At 36.5% G+C, this 13,559-nt stretch carries 10 protein-coding genes; 1 reads left to right on the top strand and 9 read right to left on the bottom strand.

Going from position 1 to position 13,559, the window contains the following annotated elements; all coding sequences use genetic code 11:
• The 6 genes from ACFS6I_RS14100 to ACFS6I_RS14075 form a co-directional block, all read right to left on the bottom strand.
• Positions 1–3,171 carry a SusC/RagA family TonB-linked outer membrane protein gene (locus ACFS6I_RS14100; protein WP_380921557.1) on the bottom strand — a complete coding sequence of 1,057 codons (3,171 nt, stop codon included), beginning with the start codon at positions 3,169–3,171 and terminating at the stop codon, positions 1–3.
• 953 nt (positions 3,172–4,124) lie between these two features.
• Complete coding sequence (locus tag ACFS6I_RS14095) at positions 4,125–4,883, bottom strand: HpcH/HpaI aldolase family protein (RefSeq protein ID WP_380921555.1); 759 nt, start codon at positions 4,881–4,883, stop codon at positions 4,125–4,127.
• A gap of 18 nt (positions 4,884–4,901) precedes the next feature.
• Positions 4,902–6,050, bottom strand: a complete 1,149-nt coding sequence (gene dgoD / locus ACFS6I_RS14090; protein ID WP_380921553.1) for a galactonate dehydratase — start codon at positions 6,048–6,050, stop codon at positions 4,902–4,904.
• Between the two features lie 3 nt (positions 6,051–6,053).
• Positions 6,054–6,842 carry an SDR family NAD(P)-dependent oxidoreductase gene (locus ACFS6I_RS14085; RefSeq protein WP_380921551.1) on the bottom strand — a complete coding sequence of 263 codons (789 nt, stop codon included), beginning with the start codon at positions 6,840–6,842 and terminating at the stop codon, positions 6,054–6,056.
• Between the two features lie 116 nt (positions 6,843–6,958).
• A complete protein-coding gene (locus tag ACFS6I_RS14080; RefSeq protein WP_380921549.1) occupies positions 6,959–8,269 on the bottom strand; it encodes a sugar porter family MFS transporter in 1,311 nt (436 codons plus the stop codon).
• A 66-nt stretch (positions 8,270–8,335) separates the two neighbouring features.
• Positions 8,336–9,244 (bottom strand): AraC family transcriptional regulator, encoded by a 909-nt coding sequence (locus tag ACFS6I_RS14075; protein ID WP_380921547.1) that lies wholly within the window; start codon positions 9,242–9,244, stop codon positions 8,336–8,338.
• A 291-nt stretch (positions 9,245–9,535) separates the two neighbouring features.
• Between ACFS6I_RS14075 and ACFS6I_RS14070 the strand changes: the two genes are divergently transcribed.
• On the top strand, positions 9,536–10,447 hold the full coding sequence (locus ACFS6I_RS14070; protein ID WP_380921545.1) for an AraC family transcriptional regulator: 912 nt from the start codon (positions 9,536–9,538) through the stop codon (positions 10,445–10,447).
• A 71-nt stretch (positions 10,448–10,518) separates the two neighbouring features.
• Here ACFS6I_RS14070 and ACFS6I_RS14065 read toward each other — a convergent pair whose 3' ends face one another.
• From ACFS6I_RS14065 to ACFS6I_RS14055, 3 genes are all read right to left on the bottom strand, one after another.
• On the bottom strand, positions 10,519–11,358 hold the full coding sequence (locus ACFS6I_RS14065; RefSeq protein WP_380921543.1) for an SMP-30/gluconolactonase/LRE family protein: 840 nt from the start codon (positions 11,356–11,358) through the stop codon (positions 10,519–10,521).
• Positions 11,359–11,535: 177 nt separating this feature from the next.
• The gene (locus tag ACFS6I_RS14060) at positions 11,536–12,324 is read right to left on the bottom strand and encodes an SDR family NAD(P)-dependent oxidoreductase (RefSeq protein WP_380921541.1); all 789 of its coding nucleotides are present in this window, start codon (positions 12,322–12,324) and stop codon (positions 11,536–11,538) included.
• 8 nt (positions 12,325–12,332) lie between these two features.
• Positions 12,333–13,499, bottom strand: a complete 1,167-nt coding sequence (locus tag ACFS6I_RS14055; protein ID WP_380921539.1) for a mandelate racemase/muconate lactonizing enzyme family protein — start codon at positions 13,497–13,499, stop codon at positions 12,333–12,335.
• Positions 13,500–13,559: the final 60 nt, after the last annotated feature.

The following is a 13,559-nucleotide window of genomic DNA, read 5'->3' as shown; positions in this document are numbered from 1 at the left end:
CTATAAGATGACTTTTATTCCAAAATTATACACACGCTGTAAAGGATAACCAAGCCCATTGCCAGCCATTTCGACATCCCAAATCTTAAAACTGCTCATGGTCAATAGGTTTAAAGCACTCCCATATAATCGAAGATTAGATAAACCAATTCTTTTAGCAATTCGTTCCGAGAAATTGTATCCCAATTCAACTTGTTTTAGTCTTAAAAAATCACCACGACGTAACCACCAAGTAGAACTTTGAACATTATTTTGTATCACTTCACTACTTAGACGTGGCCAAAATGCATAAGGATCACGATTATCTTCACTCCAGTGATTTTGAGCAATAACATCTAATAATCCAGATTGTGAACCACCTACCGTTACAAAAGGAGATATTCCCAATACATCACCTGCATCATTTCGATTAGAGTTGGCATTGATCATAAAAGAAGATCTGCCTGATCCTTGGAAGAAAAAGCTAAAATCAAATTGCTTAACTCCAAAAGACCCGCCAAATCCATAAATGATTTCGGGTACAGTCGGAAGCCCGATAGGAACTATATCAAGATTACTAATTTTACCATCACCATTGATATCACGATATTTGATGTCCCCAGCACCGTATAAACCAAAACTTTGTGTCGGAGAATTTCTAACTTCAACTTCATCGGTAAACAATCGCTCTGCAATCAAACCATAAATTTGATTAACAGGTTTATTAAGACGATCTAAATGAGTTAAACCATCAGGATATATCGGCTGCTCATTGAAAATCAAATTACTAGTTGCATAAGTGAGATTGCCCATTAGTTTAATCCAAAAATCAGTTCCAAAATAGCGTGTAAAACTAATATTTGCATCTATTCCTTTACTGCTTGCTTTTCCAATATTTGCTCTTGCAGGAGCTTGAAGACCCACTAACGTTGGTATATTAGTCCTCGTCAGGAGGATACTTGAACGCTCCTGCTTGTATGCCTCAATGGTCAAATCGAAGTCTTTAAAAAGTGTTGCTTCTATTCCTATGTTACTTTGCTTAGACTCTTCCCAAGAAATTTCACTATTCGCATATCGAGAGGTACTTATACCCGGTCGAAAATATCCATAATTTTCTCCAAATGTATATCCCTTGTCTCCTGCATTAAGACTAACTTCTGATAAATAGAAAAAACGATCGGCATCCTCACCAATTTGATCGTTACCAATTTTACCATAACTAGCACGAAGTTTTAAGTTATTGATGATTCTTGAATCTGCTAAAAATTTCTCTTTACTGATGATCCATGCACCACTGATTGCAGGAAAGAATCCAAATCGCTTACGATCTGAAAACCTTTCAGATCCATTATATCCGAAAGAAAATTCTGCGGTATATTTATCCTTAAATGAATAATTAGTTTGGGCCATTAAGTTCAGATTTCGCTTTGGAAGTGATAACTGTAAGGAATTTGCATTACCATTAAGGGATGATCGAATCGTACTAATAACCCGGCCTCCAATGGTATGCTTATCTTTAAACGTTCTTCTATAATCAAGCACACCTTCTCCATAAATAATCGTTGAGACATTTTTAGCACCAGGTTCATAAGTTAAATACTCGGTAGGCGGCTGCCCAATCTGAGGTTGTCCCGGTGTGGTTTGATTTAACAGGCTAAGGATATTCTCTCCACCAATTTGTCTGAGTTGATAATAGAATGGACTATATCCTCTTGCTAAAGTAAAATCAGCATCGCGTTGTGTGTAAGCCATGACCCTGGCGCTAAGTCCTTCAGTGAGCTTTTCTAGACCTTGAAAAATTTCAATTTTCGGAATTAATTGCGACCTATTAAACTGTTGGAAACCTGACACTGAAGTCGCAAATGGATTTGTATATAAAGTGTTTGTCGAATTAGGTGTTAATGCACTACCAAATAATGGGTGTTGAGCATACGGTAAAAAACTTTGATCATAAAGAACTGGAAAAGCTACCGGATTCGCTGAATTTGCGAGCGTAAATATTCTTGCGCCTCCTCCCCTTGGTGAATTATTAGAATCAAATACTCCTCTAACACTTATCGTTGCTTTTGTAGTATTTGTAAAGTTGATTGTGATATTGGATAGTAGTGAGTAGGCCTGTGTTTTAACATTACTTTTAAAGTTATTTAACTTAGCTTCTTTTAACAAACCATTATTTTCATCATATGTGAAACTAACAAAATACGTCGCTTTTTCATTTCCACCTCTCACGTCTAAATTAGCAGCAAAATTGTGTGTATAATCTTTTATAAGCAAGTCCATCCAATCATTATTAGGATACAATAAAGGATCTTTACCTGCGGCTGTATTTTCAATTTTATTAGGATCATAAGGCGGAGCTCCTAAAATATCTCTGGTTAACACGGCCTCATTTGCTAAACGCATATAGGTAATATTATCAGCTAACTTGTAACTTTTTGTATTCCCAGAAATTCTATTTTCCAATCGAAAGTTAATTTTTGTTTTTCCTAATTCACCATTCTTTGTTGTCAATAACAATACTCCATTCGCACCTCTAGAACCGTATAAGGCAGTTGCGGCAGCATCTTTCAGAACTGAAAAATTTTCAATATTATCTGGATTTAGACGTGCAAGATCTGTAGGAGTGCTTTCTATACCATCAATATAGATTAAAGGATCTTGCTTACCTGCACCAAATGTTCCAACTCCCCTAATAAAAAAGTTAGCATTGTCTTGACCTGGTTCCCCAGACCGTTGAAAGGCAATGATACCTGGTACTTTTCCAGCCAAGGCGGTCGTCAAATTGCTGCTCGGCCCCTTCAAATCTTGCGCTCGGATTGAAACAACAGATCCTGTAATTGAAGTTTTTTTAGCTTTTCCAAATGCCACAACAGTCACTTCATCCATAGCCGTTGCTTCACTTTTTTCAAGTATAATGTTAAAATCTGTTGTCTCTCCAACAGCTATTTCTTTAGTTGTAAAACCTACATATGAAAATCTCAACTTAGCGAGTTTGGGGTCTGTCAACTTTATTGTAAAGGCCCCCTGTGCATTTGTGATGACTGTTACCTTTTGTCCGATCACAGAAACAGTAACTCCTTGTAATGTTTCATTTAAATCGCTTTTCACGGTACCACTAATACTCAAAGTTTCTTGAGGAAAAACTTTTAATACTAATAGAATATAGAAATACAAGAGTAGTACTCTCTTCATAATTTTAAATTTATAAGTTAATTGATTTGGTTTTAATTATTGGTTTATTTAATTATCATAATTCACTTAGCACGATTTATTCATTTACCTCCTTTCTTTTTAGCATTTGTGTATAATATTATTACCAATCCCTGTAGTCCCTACTCTTCACACTGAAACAAATCAGCTATCTTCATTTTGTTCAAAACAATCTTGCATAAAAAAACACACAACAATATAAAAATCAACTAATTAAAGATTAATATTTGCAGAAAAAGCATTATTTTCGAAGACGTTTAAGATGTAGATTTATGCTAGTTCATGTATAATATGGATGCATTCAAGAATAGAGCTAATCGTATTTTTCATCAAATAGGAGGAGAAGCGCATGTTAACTTTACTAGAAATAAAAGAACACTAAAACTGGCATATAGTCTCCAAGTACCTTTAATGGCATGACGTATTAAAAGTGAAAATAAATTGGTCAGTCTGTATGGATACATATTTGTAATCTCATAATTGCTTTAAACAAAGATGTTTATTACAAAAATCAAATACTCAAACTTTACTAACCACATTACATACTATATTACCCCTTATTGAAAAATGAGATATAATACTATATGAAATACTATTAAAATGAAAGAAAAGAATCTAAAGTTGTAGAATTTAAGATTAGATTAATGTGAAGCATGAAGCAAAAAGAAAATGACTCCAAGGGAAATTTTCTTCTAGATTCAATGACATTACTGTGAGGAAAATAGACTAATAATTCGAACTTTTATCAATCGAATCTCAATATTGGCATATTGATTAAGAAGGAATAAACTTTAAAAAACGTTTCTATTTACCCCCACTATTACGATTAGGTTTGTCAGAATTATGCTAAAAAAAATTTACGAGCAAACCGATTCTCATCCAGTAAGACTGGAATCCTATTAAATAAGAATCGGATATTTAGCCATTCTTACATGTTAATCCCCGGAAGTCAGCTCTTGTAAAATCGCTTTCGAAGCTTCTTGAATAATACCTACATCTACCGAATAAGAAATATAATTGACACCTAATTTTATCCAAGATTTAGCATCTTTCAAGTTATCCGTAAATACACCGGTTGCTAATCCCTTTGTCCGACATTTATCAATAATAACTTTCATCTTTTCCAGTACCAAAGGATGGTTGATCTGACCGCTCACACCCAAAGCCTGCGATAGATCATAGGGACCTATAAAAATCACATCAACACCTTCCACTTCAATAATTTCATCCACATTTTGAATAGCCTCAGCCCCTTCCAGTTGCAAAATCAAATAGTTATCATTTGCCGATTTAAAGTACTCAAATCGGTCTGTATTGGAATACGCTGCCGAACGTACAAAGCGGCACACACCCCGCATACCCAATGGTGCAAATTTAGCATACTGAACAGCTTGCTTTGCTTCATCAGCATTTGTAATCTGAGGAACTTGCACTCCCTTTGCACCAATATCGAGCGCTTTTCCAATCTCCGTTGGGCCATTTTCTGCAACTCTAATAATTGGAAAAGTATTTGAGATCTCAGCCGCTCGCACCAAATTTTGCGCGTTTAAAATATCATTAGGTCCATGTTCCAAATCAATGATTATAAAATCAAAACCCGAATATCCCATCGCTTCAATCATCCCCGCATCAGAGGTCTTAGAAAAAGGTCCGATCACCACTTCCTTATTTTTCAATTTCTCTTTAAAACTCATAATCTTATTTGTTATAAACTACCATTCGGCTATTGAACCATCCTCATTTCTCCATATTGGATTATGCCAGTCATGACCAATCAAGCTCATCTTTTTAACATAATCTTCATCAACTGTGATACCTAATCCGGGACCACTTGGTATCTTTACCATCCCTCTGTCATATGAAAAAACCTCCCTATTCGAGACATAGTCGAGAAGATCGTTAGAAGTGTTGTAATGAATACCCAGACTCTGCTCCTGAATCGCAGCATTGTGAGCTACAGCATCCAATTGCAGACAGGCAGCAAGTGCTATAGGTCCTAGAGGACAATGAGGAGCTATTGCTACATCATAAGCCTCCGCCATAGATGCAATTTTCCGACATTCCGTAATCCCTCCAGCATGAGAAAGGTCAGGCTGGATAATATCAACAGCTCTACTCTCCAATACCCGCTTAAAATCCCAGCGTGAAAAAAGTCTCTCTCCTAGTGCAATAGGAATATGGGTCAATTTTGCCAATTGCTCTATGCCTTCCATATTTTCAGAAAGCAGTGGCTCTTCAATAAATATAGGATTGTACTCTTCCAATTTTTTAACCAATATCTTAGCCATAGGTTTGTGTACCCGACCATGAAAATCAATTCCGACATTGATCTGATTACCAAAGCGCTCTCTTATCAAATCCATCCGCTCCAAAAGCGCATCGATTTCAGCATAAGAATCCAAATAGCGCATGCTATTGGTGCCATTTATCTTGATCGTCCGAAAACCGAGATCAACCACCTTTTGAATTTCCTCCAAAATAACCTGTGGTTCGTCGCCACCTACCCATGAATAAACTTCAATCTCGGTACGGCATTTCCCTCCAAGTAATTCATAAATTGGGGCATTATAAAATTTACCTTTAATATCCCAAAGTGCTTGATCTATGCCTGCTATTGCACTCATGAGAATAGGCCCCCCACGGTAAAACCCACCTCGATACATCATATTCCAGTGGTCTTCAATATCCATCGGATTTTTACCGATCAGTGTATCCATAAGCTCACGCACGGCAGCACATACCGTGTCCGCTTTACCTTCTAAAACAGGTTCACCCCAGCCGATTATCCCTTCGTCTGTGACGATTTTTAAAAACAACCATCTCGGTGGTACTTTAAAAAGCTCGTATGCTATTATTTTCATACATTAAAATTTATCCGCATGATAAAGACCAGCAGTCAATCCTCCATCAACCATAAATTCACCACCTGTTATATTAGAACTTGCTTCACCAGCTAAAAACGCAACCATATGAGCAATATCTAATGGTGTCGAAATTTTACCAGTTGCATGCAATTTCACAACATCAGCTTCGACTTGTGATGGGTTATCCTTATCGGCCAACCAATTTTGATAGTGGTATGTATCCGTAAACCCTGGACATACACAGTTAACCCTGATTCCATATTTCCCGAGACTTAGCGCCATACTTCTTGTCATGGCATTGACCCCGCCTTTAGCTGCTGCATACATTTCTGTATCGGGTAAAGTTCTAAAAGCATGATTAGAAGATATGTTAATAATTGATCCATGACTAGCGTGCTTTATCATACTCTGGGCAACATACTTCGTACACAAAAATACCCCTCTCAAATCTGTATTAATAACACGATCCCAGTCCTCCAATGTAGCTTCCAAAATTGATTTAAATAACGTGATACCCGCATTGTTGACCAATATATCGATCGATCCAAAAAATTGTTCTGTCTTTGCAACCATATTGATCACACTCTCTTCAGAACAAACATCAGTTTGTACAGCATAAGCCTGATAACCTTTATCAGTTAGTTTTTTTTGTAGTTCTTCACCTTCCTGATTGCTGATGGTAGCGATGACGACTTTAGCACCACATGCAGCGAAGTATGTTGCAATACCCTCTCCAATACCTTTCCCTGCCCCCGTGACGATGACGACTTTATCTTTTACTTCGTTCATTAAAATAATGTGTGCTTTGTTTATTAATATTTATATAATTCTTTAGCGTCTGAAGGCTAAATACATTTTCAACTCATGGAGTTTAAAATTTCACCAATTAAAACATCTCAATGATGTTAGACCCGATTATTTTTAGTTTCTGGCACATAAAGCCAAAGGAATAAGAAATAGATCGCACATAACCCCCCGAATATGGTAAATGTCTGAAATGTGGTCAATGTGGCAATCATGACTGGAAAAACATAAGTAATTCCGAAACATGCAACCCATAAAAAGGCGGAAGCGATTGACATGGCCTGTTCTCTTATTCTTAATGGAAAAATTTCAGCAATAATAACCCAGGTAACAGGTGCCAATGTTGCCGCATATGTTCCAATAAAAAGAAGAACCAGCGCACTAACAAATTTTTGAGGAATAAAATCACCCTGGAAAGAAAGCCCGATCAAGAGCAATAAAACTGCCATAGTCCCTGCACCTATCATCATCAATTTTTTTCGCCCAAATTTATCGACTGTTCGAATAGCTACCAATGTGAACAACAGATTGACTGAACCAATTAATATCTGTATTAACAATTGATTTTCGACATCCATACCAACTTTTTCAAAAATAATTGGCGCATAAAACAAGACCGCATTAGCGCCCGATATTTGCTGAAAAACAGCGATTACGATAGCTATCAATAACAAAAAAGAATATGGTTTTTGAAAAATGGAGCGATAGATCCCACCGATAGAATCTTTTCCCTTTGTATTTTGACTCTGTAAATATTCCAGTTCACTGACCAGTTCCGCCGCATCCACCGTTTTTTCAAGAATACGCGTACCCTCAGCAAGTTTTCCCTTATAAATTAACCATTTTGGACTCTCCGGAAAGAAAAATGATGCTATTAAAAAAGCTGCAGCAGGAACTGCCCCACTAATAAACATCCATCGCCAGTTGCCTTCAATACCCGAAAGAAAATAATTGGACAGATATGCCAACAAAATTCCGATTACAATAGCCATCTGATTTAAGGAAACCATTTTACCCCGGATCTTCTGCGGGCTTATTTCCGCAATGTAAAGTGGTGACAGAATAGAAGCTCCGCCGACACTAAACCCCGCCACAATACGCCAAAAGATAATACTATCAATGGTATTGGCTATTCCCATGAAAATAGATGATACAATAAAAATGACGGATACTAGAATTAAAGAAGGTTTTCTTCCTAATCGTTGAGCGATTCTTCCAAAAGCCATAGCCCCAAAGATACAACCAACGTACAAACAACTTGCCACCCAGCCCAACTGATCAGGTTCAAGGTTAAAATGTGGCACAATAAAAGGTATAGTCCCCGAAAAGATGGCAATATCAAAGCCAAACAGCAGGCCTCCTAAAGAGGCAATCAAACTATATAATAATACCTTACTTTCTCTAGCATTCATAAACTTGGTTTTAGAACGACTAAATTAGAAAGAGATACAAACTTAAGGATGTATAATTCGTGTGAATTAATGGATTATATTCTCATCCAATTTAACACTGTTTCGATAGTGAGAAGGCGATACACCCATATGATCTTTAAAAAGTCTCGAAAAATAATATTGATCCTCAAAACCTAGATCGAATGAAATCTCCGATATCCTGTTATCCGAAAACTGCAACATATAACAGGCTTTCTGTACCTTAAGGTGATTCAGATATTCAATCGGAGAATAACCCGTACGCATTTTAAAGAGCTTTGAAAAATGTGAAACAGAAAGATTACTATTAGCAGCAATATCTTTTAAACTGATTTTAGCACTAAAATTAGTTTTAAGGTATAATATAGAACTGTTGATAATATCCCCTTTATTCTCCAGTTGCCAATTACTAGACAACTCACGATGAAGATATCCACTTAAAAAATAAGGTAAAGTCATCGTTAGACATTCCATAATCTCACGACCATATCCTTTTAAAAGTAATGTGTACATCTTCTCAAAAATAGATTTCATTTCTTCTCCAAAGACAAATGAATTTTTGTTAAGCAAAACATTCTTATATATACCATCCACAATATCTCCGGCATTTCTACCATTAAAATGTATCCAGTAAATTGTCCATGGATTATTATGATCTGCTTGGTAGGTATGTGCCGTATTGGCCGGAATTAAAATATATTCATTCGCCTGGATATGGTATAAGTCGTTGCCAATAGAAACTTCTCCTCTCCCATCCACGCAATGGATCAGAATATGTTGCATACATCCTTCTTCTCGTTGGCGATAATGAAACCTTGCTTTTGGAAAATAACCAATATCTGTAATGTAAAAATTACCAGAAATTTTTTCCAAACTATTCTGTTTAACAACAATTGGGGGAACGACAACGCACACCTCGCCATCAAAGCCATCTTTTTTATTTTCAAATTTCTTCATTTCAAATTTATAAAAGAAAATAATCCATGTAAATGAAAATTTACGCTATCTATTCCTGTTAAACCAACATTATCTTTGGTAAAGCAAAACAATTATAAGCATATTACCAAAGGTAACAATAATCCCTAATAAATACACCTTGATAACTAGGGATCCTATTATGATGAAAATATAGATTTAAGTGCTTCAAAATTGCATATTGAAGATTTGAAAATTATTCGTAAAATAGCTTGTACCTCTAGTTTAAATTGTAAAGACATGTTATAACCATCGAAAACAATCCGACTAATTATGACTAAAAAAATTTCTATTTCTGAAGGATTTAAAGGCGAAGAAGCGATAGCATTACCATTGGATATTCTTCAAATGCAGAAACTGCTACCAGCTAAAAAAAATCTATTTATTACCCATATTGGCTATTATCCTGAAGCTAGGTATCATCTTAGAAACAGGGATCAGGGATGCAACGAACATATTCTCATCTATTGTTCGGAGGGTATGGGATGGGTAACACATGAAAATAGAACAGTACATTTATCAGCGGATACCTATTACCTTATTCCTGCAGGCGAGGCACATAGCTACGGAAGTAGAGATAGCAATCCATGGAGCATCTATTGGTTACATTTCAAAGGAGAAGATAGTGGATTAGTTCAATCCTTAAAAGGTAAACCACTTGCATTAAAAAATACAGGTCCACAGAGTAAAAAACACAGCCTGGATCTTTTTCATAATATTTATGAAAATTTGAAATTTGGTTATCATGCAGAGACATTGGATTATATTAGTTTTACACTACTTTATTTCTTAGCATCCTTAAAGTATCAAGAGCATTATCTTCGTAATAGTCGTCTGAATAGCGAAAATATCATGAATAAGTGCATTGCAATTATGAAAGAAAATTTAGAAAAAAAGCTAACACTTCAGGAATTAGCTAACTTGGTCGGTTATTCGTCTTCACATCTTACACGACTCTTTACAGAAAAGATGAATAGCTCACCAATGACCTATTATAATCGGATCCGACTCGAACAAGCCTGTCAATATCTAAAATATTCATCCTATAAAATAAAAGAAATCGCTTTTAAGTTAGGGTATTTTGATCCTTATCATTTTTCAAGAAGTTTCAACAAAGAAATGGGTATCACTCCCAAAATTTATCGTCAGCAATACTACATACCGACCGACCAAATCAATCAATAAGCTTTGATTGATAAAAAGAAATACAACTTATCACACTTTCATAGAGTATGATAAGTCGCATTCATTTTTTATTATGAAATTTTATAATGAAACACCGAACCACTATTAGGGTATTTCAAAAGTTGCTGTTCGTGTAGTCCTACTTTTGCCGTTGAAATAAACAAATCTTTATTATCGGGTCCTCCAAAAATACAGGAAGTAACATGCGGTGCATCAACAGATATTATATCTAACAATTTTCCAGTATGGATATCCCAGCAGTAAACACCGTATCCACCCCAATGGGCGACCCACAAGTTTCCATCAGGACCTATACACATACCATCCGGAGAACCGTACTCCGATGGAATTTTAACCAACACATCATAATGGGCAGTTTCATTAGTATCTTTTGTAAAATCATACCGACGTATTTCATTAGTAAAAGTATCAATAAAATAAGTATAGGGTAATTTTCCGCTCCATACAATTCCATTAGGTATAGAAACTGCATCAAGCATGACATGCAATTTTTGATCTTTATAACAATATAACTTGCCGCGCCCAGGAATGGCATCCATATGCATTGTTCCAATCCATAAATTACCTTCTGGATCCAGACCACCATCGTTTGTTCGGATCTGACCATTCTCGTGCGGAATATCAATAATAGGTTTTACTATATTTGTAGCTTCTTCCCAAGATGCCAACATACCCTGCATACCTAAGATAAAACCGTGACGATCATTTAATACAATTTTACTGACATAGTCATCCAAATTCCAGATACTCGTCTGTCCACTACCAAACTTATGCTTAAAAATTTGTTTACCTAAGATGTCAACCCAATAGATGCCTCCATTACGATTATCCCATAAAATACTTTCACCTAATTGACAAGTTGACTTGATTAGTAATTGTGCATTTTTCATTAGAATATAATTATGTGTGAGTTTATAGCTCGGTTTATCATTTAGATTGCCTTTTCCTAAATCCTCTTAAACGTAAAAGGATTGAATAAGAAAAGTAAAAATACCATCTTATCCAATCCTTTACCATATACTAAAATATTATAAAGATGTATAATCTTATGAATTCCATCCTTCTCCTTAATCCTGCATCAAAGCACTTCTGCCACCATCAATAAGGTAGGTCGTTCCATTAGCAAACGCAGCATAATCGCTCGCTAAAAACACACACCAAGCACCGATTTCCTCAGGAGTCCCTAAACGTTTCACAGGATGAAGCGCAACAGTAGAAGCTCTTGCCTTCTCTGCATCATCGAAAGAATCAAACCATTTTTGATTTCCAGGTGTATCAATAAAACCAGGAGCAATACCTACAGTACGAATATGAGGAGCCCATTCAATAGCCATGGCCTTCACCATAGCCAATAACCCTGCTTTAGCTACATTGTATGGAAAACAACCTTTCATAGAAGAATAAGCATGATTAGATGTCATGATAATAAAAACACCTTGATCAGCTCGATCTAGTAATGGTTTCATTTTTTTTCCCACCTGCCAGTGTGATTCAAGATTAAGATGTTGATTGAGATCCCATTTTTCCTGATTACAGTTTTCAACAGTATCAAATACATTCATTCCTGCATTAGAAACGATTACATCAAGTTTTCCATAAATTTGAAGCAACTCATCTGCGAACAGTTGAATCTCCATAGCCTGGGTTAAATCCACCTGATAATAAATTGCATCATCAGTATAGACCTTCATCTGTTGTCGATAGTATTGTACCTGCACTCCATCAGCAGGTTGCTCTGCGCATACAATAACGCGAGCTCCGGCTTGAGCAAATCGGATAGAAGTACCAAGTCCAATACCAGATATCCCTCCCGTGACTAATACAGTCTTCCCTTTTAAATCAATTGATAATGCCATCGTAACTATTAAACGTAAAATCCAGGTCTTGGTTCTAATATTCCTGGATGTTTTTCCATTTCCTCTTCTACTAGATCCACTCCTAATCCAGGTCTGTCACTTAATGAAAGTACACCATTTTGAACCATATCCGCAATTGGATGATCGATAACAGTATCTCTCCAAGCAACATCGTTAAACATAAATTCCTGTCTAAAGAAGTTAGGCACAGAAGCACATACATGTGCGCTTGCCAATGTCGACAAAGGTCCATTTGGATTGTGTGGCGCTAATAAAACATTATAGGCCTCCATCATCGTTGCCATACGCTTCATTTCGGATGGTCCTCCACAACGGGTAATATCGGGCATCATAATATCACAGATATTTTTTTCCAAAACAGGTCGGATACCATGTCTTGTATAGTGACGTTCCCCGACACAAATAGATACATTTGAAGGAATCCGTTCACGCATAGCTCGTAAAGTATCTGCGCTTTCCGGACCTGCAGGTTCTTCATACCAGGTAATATCTAATGCTGATAAGCGTTGTGCCATCTTCACTGCAACCCGATAATTCAACATTGCATGTGTCTCGATCATAATATCAAAATCAGGACCAACCGCATCACGTACAGCTTTACTCACATTAAATGCTAAATCCTGTTGCTCCGAAGTCAAGGTTAAATTAGAAGCAAGATCTTCTCCATACAAATAATTTGTATGCGCAAAAGGGTCAAATTTAAGACCTGTAAAACCAGCTTCTTTTACTTTAAGCGCTTGTGCGGCATAATCTTCTCCATTATGTCCACCACCAGTAAACCAGTAGTTAGCATAAAGCAAAATATCTTTACGGAAAGCGCCTCCCAACAATTCGTAACAAGGCACACCTAACACTTTAGCTTTTAAATCCAGGAGCGCCATATCTATTCCACTGATGGCACACATACTAGCACCATAGGGACCAACCCAATTGAGATCACGGTAAAGCTTTGTCCATATAAAGTCAGTCCGCATCGGATCTAAACCGATTATACGCTGACCTACATGTTTTGCTGCTTCAAACACCAAAGGACTTCCTGGCCAATTTGTTGCTTCCCCAACACCAGTATGACCTGTATCCGTATAAATTTTTAATAGTGTCCAGTTGTATTTCACTCCCTCTACCAACCAGACTTTTACATCCACTATTTTCATTAGAATATATATTTATGAGTCTATTTTTTCAACGACATCTTAAGCTCGTTACACTCGTTT

The organism is Sphingobacterium anhuiense (assembly GCF_042686355.1).
Taxonomy (GTDB): domain Bacteria; phylum Bacteroidota; class Bacteroidia; order Sphingobacteriales; family Sphingobacteriaceae; genus Sphingobacterium; species Sphingobacterium anhuiense.
Note: the sequence above shows the minus strand (reverse complement) of the source record. Positions and strands in the feature narration are given on the sequence as shown.